Source organism: Kordiimonas laminariae, from assembly GCF_023008165.1.
In the GTDB taxonomy this organism is placed as follows: Bacteria; Pseudomonadota; Alphaproteobacteria; order Sphingomonadales; family Kordiimonadaceae; genus Kordiimonas; species Kordiimonas laminariae.
On record NZ_JAKQZA010000008.1, the window covers coordinates 39915 to 59808 of the forward strand.

Here is a 19894-nt window from a genome sequence, read left to right on the forward strand (position 1 = left end):
TTATCAATCTTCGAACTTGATCTCATACCCTTCAGGTGGCTTGGCCTGCATCAGATGCTTCACAAAGAAATCAAATCTTCGACGCTGGAAATAAGGTGAATCATCCAGAAAGTGTCCGTACCCCGGCACGATCAGAAATTCAAAATCCTTGTTCGCTGCGATCAGTTTATCAACAAGCTGAAGCGTTGCCATTGGGTTAACATTTTCATCCAGCTCGCCATGAGCGAGAAATAGTTTCCCCTTCAGGTTTCCGGCAACTGTTAGGTTGCTATCCCGGTCGTAGTGACTACCCGCTGGGAAACCCATCCACTGCTCGTTCCACACCGCTTTATCCGAGCGGTGATCATGGTTGCCGGATGCTGCCACCCCCACTTTATAAAAATCAGGCATTGTGAACATCACCCGCGCCGTATCATAGCCACCAGCCGAGAAACCATAAACACCTACATGGTCAGCATCCATATAAGGATATTTTTCCGCAAGTTGGCGGATAGCCGCTTCATGGTCTTTATAGCCGGTTTGCCCAAGGTTTTTATAAGCTTCTGCAAGGAAAGCCTTTGAACGCTGGTTTGTGCCCCTACCATCAATATGCACCACGATAAAACCAAGCTCCGCAATCGCCATCGCTTCCGTGCGCACACTGCGGCCGAAGGATTTGCGGGTCATCACATAATGAGGCCCTGTGTAGATGTTATCAATCACCGGGTAGCTTTTGTTCGGGTCAAAGTTACTTGGGCGGTAAATAGCCCCGTAAATAGGTGTCTTACCGTCTGCCGCCACTGCTTCAAACGGCTCGGCCATCTGAAAGCCTGTTGCAAACAAAGCATCTGCCTGTGCCGTTTCCAGTTCCATTAAAATTGCACCATCAACACCGCTTCTTAGCACCGTTCGTGTGGGCACATTCATCTCTGACATGTTATCCACAAAATAGGTGCCTGTCGGGGATATATCCACCCCGTGATCAAGTGCTTCTGGGGTCAGGAGTACAGGCTCACTGCCGTCACGGTCGGTGCGGTACAGATGCCTGTAGTAGGGATCTCGGCCCGCTTCCTTGCCGCCCGCCACAAAATAGATGGAACCATCTTCTTCACCTAAGCGTGCAATATAACGGTACCGCCAGTTGCCACGGGTTATTGGTTTTACTTTGTCTGTACCAGGATCATAACGTACCAGATGCTGCCATCCATCAATGAAGGATGACCAGTAATGCTCCCCTGTTTCCTCAACGGGGTTCCACTGGTGGGCATAATAATCAACAAAGTCATCCTGATTATCATCAATCAACACTTTGCTGCTGCCATCATCCGCATCAATTGCGATCAACCGGATAGCTTTATAACCACGTTCCGGCTGGCGAATAACTGTCGTTTCGCTATCAGCATTCCAGTTAAAATAAGGACCGCCGTAATAAAGTACCGGGATGGGATCAAGCGCCATTTTCACCAGTGTATCTGTTTCAATATTAGCGATGTAAGCATCTGCAAACGGAACTTTTTCTTCGCCAGACAAAGCATATACATAATCATACTGGTTTGGCCGTGTACTTCCGCTCTTCGGACTTGATTCCACAAGAGTAAGCTTCCCAGCTTCACGTTTATCAATGCGGTAGAAAGCAATTTTCTTCGAGTCTGGCGACCAATAAACCGTTGTAAATTCTTCTGGGTTACTGATGCGGCCATTAATGAGGTTTCTTGGGTTAATCAGTGGTGCTGCATATCCGAAGCCTTCTATGCCATCTGTGGTAATTTGCTTTTCATCCCCTGTTTCAAGGTTCCGCAAAAACAGGTTTTCTTCTTTCCTGAACGCCTGCCATTTACCATCAGGCGATGTACCGCGCTCAGTAGAAGGAATATCGGATTTAACAAGTGAATAATCAGCAAGTGTAAGCCGCCAGTGGCTGCCCTGCATATTGAACTCAAGTGCATCATCTTGCACGTCAAGAGCGCTCAGCCCAAACTCAGACGCATCAACCTCAATATCATGCCGATCTTCAAAAGCTTGCTTTAAGCGTTCATGATCAAATAACGAGCGACGAACCCCTTCTGCGGGGTCCACAAACATATAGTCATACCCCTTAGCTTGTTCGCGGATATACCAGAAACGGTCACTTTCCCCGATCCAGTTCGGACGAATGCTTAAGCGGTATGCAAGCTTGCGAGAATTCTGTGGTAACAGTGCAGATGCCCGATCATAATCGGCAGATGTTAGCGCTGTCGGCACTTCCAAAGGCGTGCTGGTTTTCTGTTCATCCAGACATGCAGATAAGAACGCGCTTGCCAGCAGCGCGGCTATTAGTGGTGTTTTCATTTTTCCTCCCCCGTATCTCAGTGGCCGCTCCGTAGACCAATAGACACGAGCTTACTCTGTGAGAAGGGTGGAGGTTTCACAAGCAAGAAAAACCAGTCAAACAGGTAATAAAAACCAATGATTATAAACCAATGTATTTAGTGTACATTTTGCCGGTATTGCCCCGGTAACAGGCTATGTTGAATCCTGATAAGGAAAAAAATTCCAACCCCTGAAACAATAAACTTCCAGAGGCACCGTTTCCATACCGATTAGTTATTATTTATCACTTTACATATTCAAGAAACGATACATAATAACATAACTTTAATATATTGATGGGCGTGAACTTATGAAATTTTTGTTGTTTTTACTGCTGCTTTTCAGTGGCATTACTCCCTCATTGGCAACAAGCCAAACCACCGAGAAAATAAGGGAACGCTTCATCATTCAAAGCGAGCTTTTAGGCGAACATAGAGAAATTCTCGTGCATCTCCCAAAAGGATATAACGCCTCAGCAAGATCTTACCCTGTTATCTATCTTACTGATGCCGAAGTACATATGGACCATACAAGTGCTTCAGCTGATTTCCTTTACAACCAACATAAAATGCCAAAATCCATTATTGTTGGGATTGTGAATACCAACCGCAATAGAGACCTGAGGCCAACTCCGGGAACTGAACAAACTGACCAAACACCAACGGGTGCTGATCTATTCCTTACCTTTCTGGAAAAGGAACTGATGGTGGAAATTAACAAGCGATACCGCACTCTGCCCTATAAGGTGCTTTCCGGGACATCATTTGGCGGCCTTTTTGCTATTCATAGCTTTGCCACCAAACCAGAACTCTTCAATGCTTATATTGCCGTAAGTCCATCTTTATGGTGGGATAACAAAGCTACTCTTAAGCACGCAGCTAAGACTATTAAGACCATTCCGATGCAGTTCGCGAATTTGGCTCCCAGACAGATTTATATCTCACTTTCAAATGAGCCTGATATGATGACCACCCCCTATGGGGAACTGGCTGAACTCCTCGCCGAGAGCAAGTTTGAAAAGCTTAAATCGTTTAACCGACGATTTCCGAATGAAAACCATAACAGTGGAGTTCTTATCAGCCAGTATAAAGGTTTTTCCGATATCTTTAATATATGGGAAATTCCCGATGCACCTCAAACACTGGAAGATTTACTCACCCGTTACGAGGCCATGTCCAAACAGCTTGAAACTTCCATCATGTTGCCAGAGGACCGCGCGATCGGTTACGGCACATGGCTCTATTATCTAAATAGGCTGGATGAAGCTACTGAGATGTTTGAGTGGGTTATTAAAACATATCCCGGATCAGCAACTGGCTATCATAGCCTGGGCCTGACATATGAAAAAGTTGGCGAAATCAAAAAGGCTCTCAATAATTTTGAAACAGCGCTAAGTCTCAGTAAAATGAATGGCGACCCATTATCCGGCACCTATTCAGATAGCGTGGAAAGAGCATCAGCTTTACTAAAAGATAAAGAGCCAGCTGGATAGTTGGCCTGCTGTTTTGCATCAGGCAAACGGCATGTTCAGGTCTTTGGTGTGAACTTCGAGACTATCAGAAACACGCTCAAACACCGTCTCCTCAATCGTTTCTGAATAAACCATATAAACCGGCAGTGTGAGCACAGGTGCATCTTCCATAATATGCAACGTTCCTGTAGCTATTTCATTTTGAATGGTACGGTATGGCAGATACCCCATTAATCCGGTTCGCAAGAGAAGGTTTTGCGCCAGCACACCCAAATTGGCTGACATTTTGGAATATGTAAAATCAGGAAAATGAAGTTTATGCTTACGCGCAAATTCACTCCCCCAATGCACATACATATAGCTCTCTTCATCAATGGAGCGTGGCTCAGGATTCCCGGAAACCAGTACAAACTTCTCTTCAAACAGTTTTTTTAATCTCAGCCCCTTATTAGTATAGGGCGTGTAAACGAGGCAAATATCCATAGTGCCATTATGAAGTTTCTGAATAAGTGAACTAGCAGTACCGATACGAGCGTTAATCACTGTATTTGGAAGCTGGGAACGGATATCCATCAACCAATCCATCAACAGAGGTTCCCACAAACCAAATCGCGCACCAATAGTGAGTGAAGGCGTGAGCTCCTCAGTTTGAACAACTTCTTTTTTTGCGTGATCCCAAAGCTGTACAATTGATTGCGCGTGCCGTTCAAACTTCTCGGCTGCCGCGGTTAAGGTTACACCCGCTTTATTCCGGATAAAAAGCGTACACCGCAGTTGCTCTTCCAGGCTCTTTATTCTCGCGCTTACCGTAGACTGTGTGACAAACAGTTTTTCAGCAGCCTTTTTAAAGTTCCTGAGTTCAACCACTGTGAGGAACGTTTTTGCCTGAGAAATATCCATATACCGGCCTCCTTAAATCGAAGATGTCGATAAAATGGATAAATAACATCATATTTTCAAATGATATATTGTTTGTGGCTACGCTTTCGCAGTTTTCCAGTTTGGTATTGCCGATGGTAAAGCGGTAAGTGGCGCAGCATAAAATACGCCTTATGTAACGGCGATTTCAAATGACGTACGGTATGTGCTGTCCATCTTCTTGAAACCATATCAAACAGAAATTGATCATACATATCTTCGCTATCATAATAGCGCTCAAAGGAAGGTGGATAGCTTACATCCGTTAGGTTTTTATAATAAGAACGAGAAAGACTGCCAGCGACCTCTCGGAATTTCAAATGGCCTCCAAGAAGCAACCCCATTTTCCCGTTACGCGCCACAATATGCTTTAAAACACGGTACCAATAATCAATTCCTTCATTAAGACGTGCGGTTTCTGAAAAGCTCTCCTTAACTGCATATTCTCGGGCAACAAGAACGTTACTGCCGCGCCCCATATTGAACCCTTCTGTTGTAGCAATAAGAAGTGGGTCAAGCCCTAAAAACACATCCTCCGTGCAAGGGACAAAATAAGGAGAAACCCTTTCAAACTCAGGATATGTTTTACCAGAAGGGACCAATTCAATACCAATCGCGAGAATATCCCAGCGGTACATTTCCACGACCCTCACTGCTTTCTCAAGCAGTGGCGGTTCATAAACATCATCCGCATCAAGGAAAATAACATAATCGCCGGACGCAAACTTCAAACCTTCATTGCGTGCAAAACCCGGGCCTTTATTTTCATCAAGCTCGATAAAATGCACACGGGTTTCAGGCAATGTTTTAAAATATTTAAGAATAAATAATTTCGCTGTCTCCAGGCTGCCATCTGTACTGCAATCATCAACGATAATAACCTCATCAGGATGGCGTTCTTGCGCCACAAGAGACGCAAGCGTTTCATCAATATAATCCACCTTATTATACAGGGGAATAATAACTGAAACCGTTGCCATCGCTATGCTGCCTGCACCGCGATATTTGCTGTAAGTGCGGCCATAACAGCCGCTTTTTTTGCCACATAATCACTGACAATTTCACTGAGATCATAGGCCGCCAAATCAATATCCATAGCATCTGCAAAATGCTCGACGGCATTAATCGCATGGAAAAAATGATCCTTTTCCGTTGGCCCACAATGCACTTGAATCCAGGCAAGACTTTTCTCAATGCGCTTATCTTCCCAGCCATAATCATGCTTCAGCCATTTCCTGAATAACGGCAAGATGAACTCTACCTCACCGTGGGTATAGATTTCATGAGCAAGCGTGGTAAGCAGCCCTATCATCAGGTCAGATTTACGGAGGCTGTTTTTATCTTTCCAGCTCTTAAAGCTTCTGGCCTCAGGCAATAAATATGCTTTCAGCATCCAAGCGTCATCACCTGAAATTTCTGTTGCCATCCGGTAGAAGAGATCAGAATGCAAGATATGCCCCTTCACAGCCAGATCTTCATCAGTAATGCGGTTCAAGCTGGCAATGGCATCCAGCAACCTGCCTTTATCTGCAACAGGTTTATCTTCATGCACCAACAAACTTAAGCGGTTACTTAGGCCAGAAACAGTGACTGCGCTATTATTTGTCTGGCTCCAACTGTGAAAGAATTTCCTGAAAGAATCTGGAGATTGCACATGCCCGGTAAAACTATGGAAAGATTGTTCAATAGTTTGGAAATATGGTTCTTGTGCTTTAAATGATTTTATCAGCTCTTGCTGAATATAACTGTTTTCAACCTGCCCCAATACAGGTTCAATAAATGACATCAACGTATGCATCTTTACCCCCCAATTTGATAAATTACCGCACGCATTTAATACACCCATAACTAACATAAAATTACACCTATAGTCGTGATTAAGATCACGACTATTACTTTAGGGTGCCTGACTGAGGAGCGCTCGGTAGAGGGTTTTTCAGCTTTCTTGGGTGGCAAATATTTTATATCGAATTTTCGAATTTTATTATTTGATATTATTCGCTTTTCAAAACTCAAACCGCCTGTAAGGTCATAACTGCTTATTCAATCATATAAGGAAAGTGATCATGCACTATTCGTTTGAAAGCACACAATCGACAGCCAGCGATACCATCGCCCGTGAAGAAAGCATCGGCACCCTTGAAGCGAAATTTGAACTACGAGTAGCTAAAATTGGCGAAGTCTTCAAAAAGCTTAATGAGCTATATCTTTCAACCAGTGTTACTGAACACCAAAAGCTGATTGAACTGTTTGAGCTTTCAAAACCAACGCTTGCCGCTGATGTCCTTGAAGCCAAAAGCATGCTTATTAAGCTGGAAGCCATGCTGGAACAGAATGATAGCCTCGTATCGCAGCTCGATATCAAGTTTGAAGAAGGAAAAGTTGTACAGCTAGCCAGAGAGATTGAAAAATATGAAAGCCGCTTGCTGAACAGTAGCTGTGCTGAAGATCTTTTCAAACACTAGAATTATCACCCTTTTTCATATTCCTCGCAGTACCCTGATGAAAAAGGGTTGAGGGAGGCTGTCTCGCTTGCTTGATAGCTTCCCTTACACCTTAAGCAGCCTCACTAATTGCCATTCGCTGTGTCAGTGCATTCACAATGGCAGCCTGATGCCCGGAATATGCATCAAACACTTCATGGAACATATCCACATTCCAGGTTTTGCCAGAAGCCGCTCCATAACTATTAATGGCTGTTTGAAGGTTCACCAAATGCAATGGGATAATGGTGGTAAGTTGGTGGTTAATCCAAGCCAGGCTTTCTTGAACTTGCCCTTCTTCCCACCCGTAATGGGCCTGCAGCCAATCCCCCAATTTATCAATAATTGCCTGAAAAAGTCCTTGCATATGCACCATATGAACAAGTTCAGCCATTAACCCAAGCTCAATATCTTTTGCCACAACACAAATAGCATCACGCCATGCTTTAAATTCATGCACAGCAGCACACAAAGCATCTGGCTGGGCCCAGCTTTCCCCCGCACAAACAGTGTTTGCCATAGTTCTAAAAAGACGGTGATTGGTCATGGAACCGTTTCGCGCGTCATCCATGGAAGAATTCAGTTGGATAATGGCATCCAGTATATGGCTTTCTGCTTTACCGGTAGGCTGTTCATGAAGCACCATAGTAAGGCGGTTCGTAATACCAGCTAAGGCAAGGTCACTATTATAAAGCACACTCCAGCCATGGAGGAACACTTTAAGGACATCCAAATCCTGTTTGGAAACCGTGAGCGTATTATAACCATGTTCTATTTGGCGATAACTTTGCTTGTGAAGGATAAGGCGTTCTTTAATAGCCTGACGAATATGCGCAGATTCCACCTTATCGGATGCGATAATAATGGCTTCTAATATATCACACATAAAGTTCCCCTCTTGCGCATACAGGCACAAAACAACGAATTGTGGATACCATAGGTTCTAAGATTGTATCGTGACGTCCGTCACGCTCGTTAACCAAACATAAAACAGCGGTAAAAATGCCACTGCTTTATGTACACTGTTGTATTATATGATTTATTTAGACTTTCGTCCGATTACAGAAAGAAGCCGCATAACCTCACCAGAAGCATCATTAGCTTCTCGCACCGCCTGAATAGCGCCTTCTAAATCCCCTTGCTTATAAAGTTTTGCTGCCTGAATGCCTCGCGCATGAACAAGCCGATGTGGTTCAAGAATTTCCTGCCATTCAGGTAAGTTTGTAAACCTCGGGTCAGTCTGGTTTTCATACCATTTCCCCATACGGCAACTACGGTGATCTGCAAGTTCTGTCGGCTCCAGAATAGCCCGCCCTGCAAGCATCTGAGCCAGCTTGCGCATCCAGATCATGTGATCAGATTTTGCTGCATAAACTGTTGCTGTTTTCCCACCACGGGCAACCAGATCATTGATGGCTTCCATAATTGGGGCTTCAGTTTCTTCAAGTACACCAATCACCTGTTCCACAGTGTTTACATTCTGGGTACTCATCCGAGCTATTGTGGTAACACCGCTCGATACCTCCTGCGAAGCTTCAGATTGCTGACCAAGAATATCGGTAATTTCCTGAATACGGCCATTTACCACATCAACCTGCTCGGAAATTCGCACCATTTCATCAGCAGATTTGGCAATAACCTGCTGGCCCTGTGACGCTTTATTTTCACCTTCCTGCATGCTTGAAACAATACCCGTCATCTCAGCTCTCAGGTTTTCAATTCGGTCACGGATATTCACGGTAGACATAGCGGTCTGGTTCGCAAGATTTTTTACTTCTGAAGCAACAACCGCAAACCCTTTACCCGCTTCTCCTGCACGCGCAGCCTCAATCGTTGCATTTAGGGCCAAAAGGTTAGTTTGCTTGGCGATATCCTCGATTTCCTTAACAATCGTACCGATCTGCTCAGATGCGGCTGACAGCTGCTGTACCTTGCCTGCTGCTTCTTTTACGGCGGAACTTATTTCTTCCATCGTCTGCTTAGCATTCGTTGCAGCATCCATGCCCGCAGCCGCACTTTCCGCGACGTAGCTTACTTCTTCTGCAGCCTGGGCGGACGAATCTGAAATATTGTGGACAGATACTGCTAACTCTTCCACTGCTGCCGCAATGCTCTGCGACTGATAATCCACTTCGCGGATTTCCCTCATCATTTCCGCGACGCCAGAAACACCTTTGTTTGCAGTGATTGACATATCAACGGTACGTTCAAGGTTGCGCGCAACCCGTGCCACGTTGGTGTCTGCCAACTGCTTCAGTTTTCGTGTAATCGCACATGTACCTTCTGGCACTTCTGAAAAATTACCAGCTATCAATTTATCGATTGTGCTTTCAATGCTATGCAAATCAGCACCGCCTTGAAGAATTGATCCCTCCATACAACACCTCGTTCATATCTTTGTCCCCAATGCCTACAGTAGCGGCTGATAAACTTTGCAAAACCACTGCTTCCCTGTAGCTGCGGTTTGTTAAAACCAAGAAACACCCAACTAGAAATTGATTTGCATCAAATGAGCAAGACAAACGGAGCTAAATTTGTCTTTTGAGGTAGCGGAATTGAGAATTCGGACCTAATCATGCCCTAAACCATAGTAACAATTTTGTTTTTCTACTGGCGCCACCTTGATGCATCTCTTAGAAATTATGCCAAATAGTTTCATTGGGAGGACAACGTGAAACAGCTTATGAACGTGCTGAATGCCAGCACTATGCTAAAATCAGCTACGATCGCAGCAGGTATTTTCACTCTTGCAGCATGTGGGGATGCACAAACAAGCTCACAAAACAAAACACCAGCAGGGGCAGAAACAGCGGCGGATGTTAAATCTGATACACTTGTAGCTTACGAAACCTTCACGCTGGATAACGGTCTTAAAACCATTCTCCATATTGACCGTTCAGACCCGGTTGTTGCGGTTGCGCTCACCGCCCATGTTGGTTCAGCGCGTGAGAAAGAAGGCCGCACTGGTTTTGCACATCTTTTTGAGCATCTGCTGTTCCTCGAATCTGAAAACCTCGGCAAAGGTGGTCTTGATCAGATGAGCGCTCGTATCGGCGGGTCTGGGGCCAACGGTTCCACAAGCAGAGACCGCACCAATTATTTCCAGACAGTACCTAAAGACGCGCTTGAAAAAATGATCTGGGCAGAAGCGGATAAACTGGGCTGGTTCATTAATACTGTGACTGACCCTGTGCTCGCCAAAGAAAAGCAGGTTGTTAAAAACGAAAAGCGCCAAAGCGTTGATAACCGCCCATACGGCCATTCACAGTATGTGACAGACAAAGCACTTTATCCGGAAGGCCATCCGTATAACTGGCAAGTAATCGGTTCCCTTGAAGATCTGGACGCTGCAACTCTGGAAGATGTGAAAGAATTCTTCCGCCGCTGGTATGTGCCAAACAACGTAACACTTACCATCTCTGGTGATTTCGATGTTGAACAGGCCAAAGAATGGGTTGAGAAATATTTTGGTGAAATCCCACGCGGTGAGGATGTTGCAAAACAGCCAAGGCAGGCTGGTGTGCTTCCTGAAACCAAGAGCTATTACTGGGAAGATAACTTCGCACGCCTGCCGCAGCTAACAATGACTTGGCCAACAGTGCCCGTTTATGATGCTGATAGCTACCCGCTTGCGGTTCTTAATAGTTTGCTGACGGAGGGCAAGGATGCTCCTCTTAACAAAGTGCTGATTGATGATAAGAAACTGACAAGCACACTCTTTATGTTCCCATACGAATCTGAAGTAGCTGGACAGATGACTTTGGGCGTACGCGCGAACCCGGGCACGAAACTGGATGATGTGAAAACAGCTATTGATGAGGCCTTTGCTAAATTTGAAGCAGACGGCATCAAAGACGCTGATCTGAACCGTATCAAAACGCAGGCCGAGGTAGATTTCTACAGTGGTATCCAAAGTGTGCTCGGTAAAGGTTTCCAGCTTGCACAGTATGATGTGTATCTTGGTGACCCAGGCTATATTGATACAGACCTTGCACGTATTAAAGGCGTAACCAAAGAAGACGTAATGCGGGTGTACGGTAAATACATCAAAGGTCAGCCGTTTGTAGCCACAAGCTTTGTACCTAAAGGCCAGAAAGAACTTGCGCTTGCTGGTGCTGAACTCGCGAATGTGGTGGAAGAAAAAATCGTTCAGGGCGCAGAACAAGCTGTTGATCCGAACGTGGTTGCCACTTACGAAAAAACACCTTCCTCCTTCGACCGTTCCGTTGAGCCGCCATATGGTGAAACACCTGTTGTTAAAGCACCAACACTTTGGGAAGCAGGCATGGATAACGGCCTCAAGGTTTACGGCATTGAAGACCGTGAAATCCCGGTTGTTCAATTTGACCTGACAATTGAAGGTGGCCAGCTACTTGATACGTTTGAGAAAACAGGCACTGCCAACCTTGTTGCAGAAATGATGAATAAAGGCACAGCTAACCGCACAACCGCAGAGCTTGAAAAAGCACTTCAGTCCCTTGGTGCCTCTGTGAATATTACAGCAGGTAGTGAAAGCATTCGCCTGCGCGGTGAAACCCTTTCCCGTAATTTTGATGCGGTAATGACAATTGTCGCAGAGATGATGCTGGAGCCGCGCTGGGATGCTGAGGAGTTTGATCTGGCGAAATTGCGGATCGACAGCCAGCTGACACAGGCAAAATCCAACCCGAATGCAATCGCTGCTGAGGAATTTGGTAAGATTGTTTATGGGGAAAATAACATCCTGTCCCGCAACATCATGGGCTCTGCTGATACGCTTGCAAACATCACACTTGATGATCTTAAGGCTTTCTACGCAGCAAACATTTCACCATCTGTTGCAAAACTACATGTGGTTGGCGCGGTAACAGACGCTGAAGTGAAAGCGGCAGCAGCACGTCTCGGCACTGATTGGGCGGCAAAAGAAGTAAGCATTCCAAGCTACGCAATGGCAGCTGATCCATCAGAATCCAAAGTATACTTCTATAACGTTCCTGGTGCGAAACAATCAGTTCTGCGCTTTGGTTACTCCGGCCCGAAAGCGGGTGACACTGAACTGTACCCAGCAACGGTAATGAACTATATCCTTGGCGGCGGCGGTTTCGCCTCTCGCCTCACACAAGAACTTCGTGAAGGCAAAGGCTACACTTACGGTATCCGTTCAGGGTTCCAAGGCAGTAAAACCAACGGCTTCTTCCAGATCGGTTCCGGTGTACGTTCAAATGTGACACTTGAAGCAACAGATTTGGTGAAAGATATTCTCACTAATTATGGTTCGACCTTCACAGATGAAGATCTGGGTGTAACCAAAAGCTTCCTTTCAAAAAGCCAGACACGTGCTTTTGAAACCCAAGGTGCAAAACTGGGCATGCTCCGCAGCATCAGCGTATTTGGCCTGCCATCGGATTATGCACAGCAGCGTGCCAATTATCTGGAAGGTGTAACAGTGGATGATATCCAGAAACTGGCTACAGATTATATCCGCCCCCAAGCAATGCACTATGTGATTGTGGGTGATGCATCTACTCAGATGGAACGTCTTAAGGAGCTTGGTTTTGGTGATCCGGTTCTTCTGAACCCAACTTCTGAATAACCAGAGCTTCTTATAGAAAACACAGGAAGGCCGGGGTATCCCGGCCTTTTTTGTTGTGCTCAGCATAAAACCCCGTTAAACCCCGCCCCATGAATTTGCATACACTCAGTGAATATCATCCGCCAATGGAACCATATATCGACGTTATCTACGCCGATAAGGATATCCTTGTACTTAATAAACCGAGCGGCATCCTGACCGTGCCCGGGCGGTATGAATATCTTTCTGATTGTCTGGCATCACGCGCCGCAGAAAAGTACCCAACGGCTACTATTGTTCATCGGCTTGATATGGAAACATCTGGTGTGATTATCATGGCGCTTAATAAAGAAGCCCATGTACATATCAGCAAACAATTTGAGCGCAGGAAAACAGGTAAAACATATATCGCCCGCCTTTTTGGTCATCTTGATGGGGAAGAAGGTACGGTAGATGAACCGCTTATCTGTGATTGGCCAAATCGCCCGAAACAGATGGTATGTTATGAGCGCGGGAAAAAAGCAGTAACTCACTGGAAAGTACTGGAACGCGAAAAAAAGGCTACTCGTGTTCAGTTCACCCCTATTACCGGCCGCTCCCACCAACTGCGTGTTCACTCGCTAGTTTTAGGGCATGCTATTCTTGGTGATAATCTGTATGCGGAAGGTGAAGCCCATGATGGGGCTGATCGTCTGCAGCTGCATGCTAAAACATATACGCTCTTTCACCCGCGTACGGGTGAAGAAGTTACTTTTGAAGCACCAGAGCCTTTTTAATCTCGACTAGGAAGGCAAGCCTTCAACGCTTTCAAGCGGGATTTCGATAGCTGTTTCACCAGCCTCAAGCATGTAGACAGTCGCGATCATAGCGATTTTTCCCATATCGTCGGTTACACTCCCAACATCTTTTGCATGCATGAAGCCAGCGAGAAGTGAAGCCGCCTGACCGTGATCCATATCAACCTGATCCATCAAGCCCTTCACGATTTCATAGTCGCCGTCCGCAACATCAAACGTGCCGTGCAGGAATGTTTCGCCGTTCTTCAAGACTGTTACATCAAGCTTACGCATGAGGAATCCTTTTCAATAAGTTTCGCGAGGGCTTTACCAAGCTTTATCAGAATTGGAAAGCTCTTCCTGATCACTGCTCATAACTTCTTCAAGCTGGGCGCGCGTACGTTTTGCATAATTGATCATGGATTTTTCATCCTCCATAAACTCGGCAGCACCCGCGATATTCTTTTCGTCATAGTGGCGGAAGCGAAGAACCGTTTGATGCGCTTCCCTCGCCCCGTAACCTAATTCCACAAGCGCAAGCTCCGCAATCTCAAGTGCGGAGGAGAATGTCTCCCGTCTGCTTGCTTTCACCCCCGCCATCTTCAGGCGGTTCAAATCCATCCGGTTTCTGGCCCGCGCCAGAATAGGCAGTTCTGGGAAATAACGTTTCACCATAGCAGCCGTTTCTTGCACTGCGGTTTGATCATCCATGGCGAGAATAAGAAGTTTGGCTTTATCAGCCCCCGCAGATTCAAGAAGATCAATACGGGTAGCATCACCGTAAAACACTTTGAAATCATACTTGCGCAGGAACTCAATATGGTTTGGATCATGGTCGATAACTGTTACAGGAATTTTTCGGGAGAGCATCACCCGCCCGGCAATTTGCCCGAACCTGCCATAGCCTGCGATAATCACATGGCCTTCATTCCGCTCGATATCACTTTCCTGCACCGTACTGATATTAAAGCGCGGCATGATGATTTTCTCATTAAGAAGCAGCAGGAACGGTGTGATGAACATGGATAAAGATGCAATAAGCACCAGCTCACTCGCAAATGTTACATCTACAATGCCCAGCGACTGGATAAGGGCCACTACCACAAAAGCAAATTCACCACCTTGTGCCAGCAGAAGCGCGAACAACACACGGTCAGACCGCGTAAGCCCTGCCATAGTACCCAAGTGGTAAATCACAATTCCCTTAAGCAACATAAAGCCAGCGACAATCGCCAGAATCACCAGCGGTCTGTCAAACAGGATCGATAGATCCACCGACATGCCAACCGCCATAAAGAACAAACCAAGAAGCAGCCCTTTAAAGGGCTCGATGTTTAACTCCAACTCGTGCCTGTATTCTGATTCTGCAAGTAGCACACCCGCAAGAAACGTCCCCAGCGCCATGGAAATATCTACCGCTTCCATTAAGAGGCCGGAACCGATAACCAGCAGAAGAGAAAACGCAGTGAATAACTCGCGAATTTTGGTTTCTGCAATCAGACGGAATACAGGCCGCAACAAATAACGACCGCCGATGATAAAGCCTACAAACACACCAAATGTTTTGAGCACATCTTCATATGATGTTGGTTCCGCAGACGCGCCCATCCCAAGAAGCGGCACAAAAGCAAGGATGGGAATCACTGCCAAATCCTGAAAGAGCAGCACTGAGAAGGAAGACTGGCTCACGGTAGTGTTGGATAGCCCTCGTTCTTCAAGGGCCTGCATAGCGGTTGATGTAGAAGAAAGCGCCAGTGCCACTGCAGCCGCACACGCCACCGCGAAACCGTGTCCCATCATCATGCCTGCCGCCATCAAGACAGCAATACTGAGGGCCACCTGCGCTGTACCAAGGCCAAAGATTGGCTTCCTAAGCTGCCATAATTTCGCTGGGTTTAGCTCAAGCCCGATCAGGAACATCAGAAGCACCACCCCCAGTTCACTGAAATTCAGTGTTGGGTCTACCTCATGAACAATATCAAAACCTTGTGGACCGATAATAATACCGGCAACCATATACCCAAGAACCGCCCCTAGCCCGAGCCGCTTGAAAAGCGGCACAGCAATAACAGCCACCCCAAGATAGATAACTGCCGTATGCAGGAAATCAGACTGTAGTTCCATCAGCTCTGCCCTCTTCCCTTGCCAAGTTCATGGATAATTTTCTGATACTGCTGGCCCGCGATGGCCACCTCGCCGGCGGACATATCTCCCACGCCTTGCACAATAAAATCTGGAAGCAGCTTCATTTTACAGAAAAGCCCGGTTTGTTTAAACGGCTGAAGATAGACATCAAGCGGTGCACCATGTCTGCCGCCCTCTTGGTAACTATCCTCAGTTCCCCCAGTTGTTACGCAGAGCATTAGTTCTTTCCCTGCAAGCTGGTTCGTGGCTCCGTAGGCAAAGCCGCCGGAAAGGACTCGGTCCATCCATTCTTTCAAAATAGCCGGACTACTGAACCAATAAATTGGAAACTGGAAAATAATGACATCGCTCTCAACAAGTAGCTGCTGTTCGGCATCTACATTAATAAACATGTTAGGATAAAGCTCATAAAGATCACGCACCACCACATGTTCGGCATACTGAACCGCCTGCAGCAGATATTTATTCACCTTGGATTTATTCGGCGCAGGATGTGCGTAAATGAGAGCAATTTTTTTAGTCACATTTAACTTTCTATGTCGTCAAAGCACCCTCAAGGGCGGCCTTTATTGGGGGTATTTTAGAGATCACAAACTGCCGGAAAGCCCGCATTCTGGCAGCACCGCGTAAATCCTTATGGGATAGCAACCACATATCATAATACCCTTCAGGTTCACTTAATCTAACAAGATTTTCTTCTGTGTCCCCTAAAAAACACGGAAAATAACCCAACCCTAAACCACGTTTCACAGCCTGCTGTTGCAAGAGCACGTTATTAAAATGGCAATTTAGCGGAAGGTGCGGATAAGGCGTTTTCTTTAACCAGTGTGGTTTCTCTTCGGGTGTCCCCCAACCAATCCAGCCAGCACCAGAAGACGGGTCCATAAGGTCATACTTTTTAATGTAATCTGCCCGGCCATAAACAGCCTGTTTCACGCGCCCGATTTTACAGCCAATTAAATGATCCGGAGGATTCTTGGTGAAACGCAAGGCAATGTCTGCTTCCCGGCGAGACAAATCAAATACTTCAAAGGAATCACTGATCTTCAATTGAATATCTGGATACTCAAGCATGAATTCTTCAAAGTAAGGCATCATCAGCTCAAGCGCGAAAATATCTGGCACTGTAACGCACACCTGGCCAGCCAGTTCGTTATCACGCCCTGCGATATGACGCCCGAAAGAATGGAGCGATTCGTCCACGCCCAAAGCAACAGGCATCAATTCTTCCCCTGCAGCAGTTAACTGATAACCGCTTGGCATACGGTCGAAAAGACGAACACCTAGCTCACCCTCAAGCGCATCAATACGCCGCGCGACGGTGCTGTGACTAACCTTCAAAGAGCTTGCAGCCACCCGCATAGAAGGTGCTTCTGCCACTGCCAGAAAATATTTTACATCATCCCAATTCATTGTCGGCCACCTCCAGTGGTCCATATATGGACCACACACATCCATATTCAATGACTTCCGGATTAAATTTGCGCCTGTATATGAAAGAAATCAGAAATTTTAAGGGATGCCTCAAAATGGATACGCTTTTCATCACACCGTTCGCTGCCGCTCTTCTCGGCATGCTTCAAATCTCTCTCATGATACCGGTGGGCCGAGCCCGTGGCCAAATCGGCGTCCCAATCGGTGATAACGGTAATACCGAGTTACTCCGCAAGATAAGACGACACGGTAACCTGACAGAAAATGCGCCTATCTTTTTGATTTTATTAACTCTTCTTGAAATATCGAATGCATCTAAAATACTCGTAGTGATTTTTGCTATTCTATTTGTAACAGCGCGAATATCCCATGTGATTGCATTTTCAGCTTCAGAAACCCCAGCCTTTTTTAGAGCCTTTGGCGCACTTGGCACTATAGTTTCCATCCTTGGTTCTTCACTTGCGATATTTTGGACACTTCTGTCCTGACACTACCCAAGGGCGGAAAGTGGTATTTTTCTGCAACACTTTTAAAAGCTTGCAAGAAAACTCTCATAGAAATTTAATGTTTTGGCGCTGGACTCTCACTCAAGAACTCTTATCTTAAGCGCATCAGCCTTTTTATTGAGGGTTGATACTATTTTGACTGCGACACTATTGACTTGGTTACAGACTGTTTCCATTCATACTCGCTACTTTAAAGGAGCCACACAATGGCAAACGGTACTGTAAAATGGTTTAATACACAAAAAGGCTTTGGCTTTATTAAACCTGAAGATGGCGGCAACGATGTGTTCGTTCACATCTCAGCTGTAGAAGCTGCTGGCCTGAAGTCTCTAGAAGACGACCAGAAAATTACTTATGAACTCGTAGAAGATCGCCGCGGCCGTATGTCTGCTGGCAACCTAGAGCTTGCATAAGCTTTAAGTTCATAAAGATTCGAAAGGAGCGTTACACCGCTCCTTTTTTTGTGCCTGTTATCCAAGTGGGTTTCGCCACAACTTCTCTAAATTTAGTAACACCCATCCACCTTAGTGAAAGCACCTTTTAGCTTATTGGCATTGACGGGCGCTCTAATACCCTTTCTATTTAGCCTCAATAAATTTCGCCCACCCATGAGGCGAAACATAAATCAATAAAAGGGTGGTTATGTCTCAAGAAAATGAAAACCAGCAAACAACAACTGTAAAGGATGTTGAACAGCTGGGTATCTTTGCAGCCATCGCAAGCTTATCCTATGTTTTCTGGATATGCGGCGGTATGGAAATGGTAGAACGCCTCGCATTCTATGGAGTTCGCCAAAGCACAGGACTTTATGTAACAGACTCTGTGGCCAACGGTGGCCTCGGGCTAGTAGAAAGTGACCTTGGCCTTATTTTCCTGATCTGGGCTATTGTACAAACATTTGTGCCTGTTCTAACCGGCGGCATTTCCGACCGGATCGGCTATAAAGAAACAATCTTCGCCTCAACAATCTTCAAAATTCTTGGATATCTGTTGATGGGCTTTTTCCCCTCATTCTGGGGCTTTGCATCAGGCGCTGTTGTTCTGGCGTTTGGCACCGGGATTTTCAAACCAGGTTTACAGGGTACTATTTCCAAATCTACGGGACGGCATAACAGCTCCATGGCTTGGGGGATTTTCTACCAGACAGTTAACATCGGCGGTGCACTTGGCCCAATGGTCGCCGTAGCCCTGCGTCAGCTTTCATGGGACTATCTGTTCTTCGCGTGCGCCGCGATTATCTCGCTCAATTTCATTCTACTTCTCATGTATAAAGAGCCGGATAAAGAAGAACGCCTTGCACACCGTGCTAAAGTCAAAGCCGGTGAAGTAAAAGAAGAAAGCCTGTGGCGCGACAGTATCAAAGAACTCTCCAACCCTGTTCTTATCTGGTACGTCGTTCTCTTCTCTGGCTTCTGGTTTATGCTTTGGACCTTCTGGGATGTAGCACCACTGTATTTCCGTGATTGGGTGGATACCACAACCATGGTTTCACAAATCTTTGGTGAAGGCGGAACGGACAGCGGTTTCTGGAAGTTCTTCTGGGGAATGAATCAGGAAGGCACAGCGGTTATGCCTGAGGGCCTAGTGAATATTAATGCCATCCTCATTATGTTCACCTGCTTTATCGTAGCTGGCCTGAGCGGCAAGATCAGAGCCACAAACTCTATGGCTATCGGTACCTTCCTTGCCTCAAGTGCATTGATCATTTTCGGCGGATTTAACTTTGCGTGGATCATTTTTATCGGCGTGGTTATTTTCTCCTTCGGTGAAATGCTTTCAAGCCCGAAAAGTAGTGAATATCTGGCAAACATCGCGCCGCGCGAGAAAAAAGCCATGTACCTTGGCTTCACACAGCTCCCTATCGGCCTTGGCTGGACGATTGAGAGCTATCTAGGGCCATATCTCTATGGTGAGTTTTCATCCAAAGAACAGATTTCACGTAAAATGTTGTTGGAAAACGGCATGACTGAAGCAGATGTAGCTGCAGTTCCGATCGGTGAAGCGTTTGATAAACTGTTGATGCTTACCGGACAAAGCGCAGGCACACTGACAGAACAAATGTATGCCGCTAACGCCGTTGGTACTGTTTGGTATGTTATGGGTATCGTAGGATTGATTTCAGCCCTTGGCATGTATGCCTACGGTAAATGGACCTACCGCGTGGCAAAAATGCAGGAAGCATAACAAGGCTTAAGCAAAAAAACGGGCGTGTCTCCCCCATCCAGAAGGCACGCCCCAAATATGTCAGTATCGTTCTGACCCCATTGAAGATGCCTTCAATC

The 19894-nt window shown here is 46.0% G+C and carries 17 protein-coding genes; 7 read left to right on the plus strand and 10 right to left on the minus strand.

Annotated features, from left to right (window positions below; all coding sequences use genetic code 11):
• Window positions 1–3: 3 nt before the first annotated feature.
• Window positions 4–2307: a S9 family peptidase gene (locus MF542_RS15030; RefSeq protein WP_247020917.1), complete on the minus strand. Its 2304-nt coding sequence runs from the start codon at window positions 2305–2307 to the stop codon at window positions 4–6.
• Window positions 2308–2638: 331 nt separating this feature from the next.
• On the opposite strand from MF542_RS15030, the gene MF542_RS15035 reads away from it, so the two are divergent.
• Window positions 2639–3820 (plus strand): alpha/beta hydrolase-fold protein, encoded by a 1182-nt coding sequence (locus MF542_RS15035; RefSeq protein ID WP_247020919.1) that lies wholly within the window; start codon window positions 2639–2641, stop codon window positions 3818–3820.
• Window positions 3821–3838: 18 nt separating this feature from the next.
• Here the strand turns inward: MF542_RS15035 and MF542_RS15040 are convergent, their stop codons facing one another.
• Genes MF542_RS15040 through MF542_RS15050 form a run of 3 tightly spaced genes read right to left on the minus strand, consistent with a single transcriptional unit; the run spans window position 3839 to window position 6515 of the window.
• On the minus strand, window positions 3839–4699 hold the full coding sequence (locus MF542_RS15040) for a LysR family transcriptional regulator (RefSeq protein WP_247020921.1): 861 nt from the start codon (window positions 4697–4699) through the stop codon (window positions 3839–3841).
• A 56-nt stretch (window positions 4700–4755) separates the two neighbouring features.
• Window positions 4756–5697, minus strand: a complete 942-nt coding sequence (locus tag MF542_RS15045; protein ID WP_247020923.1) for a glycosyltransferase family 2 protein — start codon at window positions 5695–5697, stop codon at window positions 4756–4758.
• Between the two features lie 2 nt (window positions 5698–5699).
• On the minus strand, window positions 5700–6515 hold the full coding sequence (locus MF542_RS15050) for a hypothetical protein (RefSeq protein WP_247020925.1): 816 nt from the start codon (window positions 6513–6515) through the stop codon (window positions 5700–5702).
• 268 nt (window positions 6516–6783) lie between these two features.
• Between MF542_RS15050 and MF542_RS15055 the strand changes: the two genes are divergently transcribed.
• The gene (locus MF542_RS15055; RefSeq protein ID WP_247020927.1) at window positions 6784–7182 is read left to right on the plus strand and encodes a hypothetical protein; all 399 of its coding nucleotides are present in this window, start codon (window positions 6784–6786) and stop codon (window positions 7180–7182) included.
• A 91-nt stretch (window positions 7183–7273) separates the two neighbouring features.
• Here MF542_RS15055 and MF542_RS15060 read toward each other — a convergent pair whose 3' ends face one another.
• Window positions 7274–8086, minus strand: coding sequence for a hypothetical protein (locus MF542_RS15060; RefSeq protein WP_247020929.1), 813 nt, complete (start codon window positions 8084–8086; stop codon window positions 7274–7276).
• A 153-nt stretch (window positions 8087–8239) separates the two neighbouring features.
• The gene (locus tag MF542_RS15065) at window positions 8240–9577 is read right to left on the minus strand and encodes a methyl-accepting chemotaxis protein (RefSeq protein ID WP_247020931.1); all 1338 of its coding nucleotides are present in this window, start codon (window positions 9575–9577) and stop codon (window positions 8240–8242) included.
• Window positions 9578–9907: 330 nt separating this feature from the next.
• Here MF542_RS15065 and MF542_RS15070 point away from each other — a divergent pair, with 330 nt between their 5' ends.
• Together MF542_RS15070 and MF542_RS15075 are read left to right on the plus strand one after the other, a co-directional pair.
• Window positions 9908–12772 carry a M16 family metallopeptidase gene (locus MF542_RS15070; RefSeq protein ID WP_281501735.1) on the plus strand — a complete coding sequence of 955 codons (2865 nt, stop codon included), beginning with the start codon at window positions 9908–9910 and terminating at the stop codon, window positions 12770–12772.
• Between the two features lie 89 nt (window positions 12773–12861).
• The gene (locus MF542_RS15075; RefSeq protein ID WP_247020935.1) at window positions 12862–13527 is read left to right on the plus strand and encodes an RluA family pseudouridine synthase; all 666 of its coding nucleotides are present in this window, start codon (window positions 12862–12864) and stop codon (window positions 13525–13527) included.
• Between the two features lie 6 nt (window positions 13528–13533).
• Here MF542_RS15075 and MF542_RS15080 read toward each other — a convergent pair whose 3' ends face one another.
• The 4 genes from MF542_RS15080 to MF542_RS15095 are packed head-to-tail and all read right to left on the minus strand — an operon-like array spanning window position 13534 to window position 17085.
• Entirely contained in the window at window positions 13534–13821 is a 288-nt protein-coding gene (locus MF542_RS15080) for a hypothetical protein (RefSeq protein ID WP_247020937.1), read from the minus strand.
• A 33-nt stretch (window positions 13822–13854) separates the two neighbouring features.
• Window positions 13855–15651: a monovalent cation:proton antiporter-2 (CPA2) family protein gene (locus MF542_RS15085; RefSeq protein ID WP_247020940.1), complete on the minus strand. Its 1797-nt coding sequence runs from the start codon at window positions 15649–15651 to the stop codon at window positions 13855–13857.
• Window positions 15651–16196, minus strand: a complete 546-nt coding sequence (locus MF542_RS15090) for an NAD(P)H-dependent oxidoreductase (RefSeq protein WP_247020942.1) — start codon at window positions 16194–16196, stop codon at window positions 15651–15653. The genes MF542_RS15085 and MF542_RS15090 overlap by 1 nt, the downstream gene beginning before the upstream one ends.
• 10 nt (window positions 16197–16206) lie before the next feature.
• Entirely contained in the window at window positions 16207–17085 is an 879-nt protein-coding gene (locus tag MF542_RS15095; RefSeq protein WP_247020943.1) for a LysR family transcriptional regulator, read from the minus strand.
• A 116-nt stretch (window positions 17086–17201) separates the two neighbouring features.
• Between MF542_RS15095 and MF542_RS15100 the strand changes: the two genes are divergently transcribed.
• From MF542_RS15100 to MF542_RS15110, 3 genes are all read left to right on the plus strand, one after another.
• Entirely contained in the window at window positions 17202–17594 is a 393-nt protein-coding gene (locus MF542_RS15100; protein ID WP_247020945.1) for an MAPEG family protein, read from the plus strand.
• A 224-nt stretch (window positions 17595–17818) separates the two neighbouring features.
• Window positions 17819–18025, plus strand: a complete 207-nt coding sequence (locus MF542_RS15105; RefSeq protein ID WP_247020947.1) for a cold-shock protein — start codon at window positions 17819–17821, stop codon at window positions 18023–18025.
• A 229-nt stretch (window positions 18026–18254) separates the two neighbouring features.
• Window positions 18255–19796, plus strand: coding sequence for an MFS transporter (locus MF542_RS15110; RefSeq protein WP_247020949.1), 1542 nt, complete (start codon window positions 18255–18257; stop codon window positions 19794–19796).
• Window positions 19797–19894 lie beyond the last annotated feature (98 nt).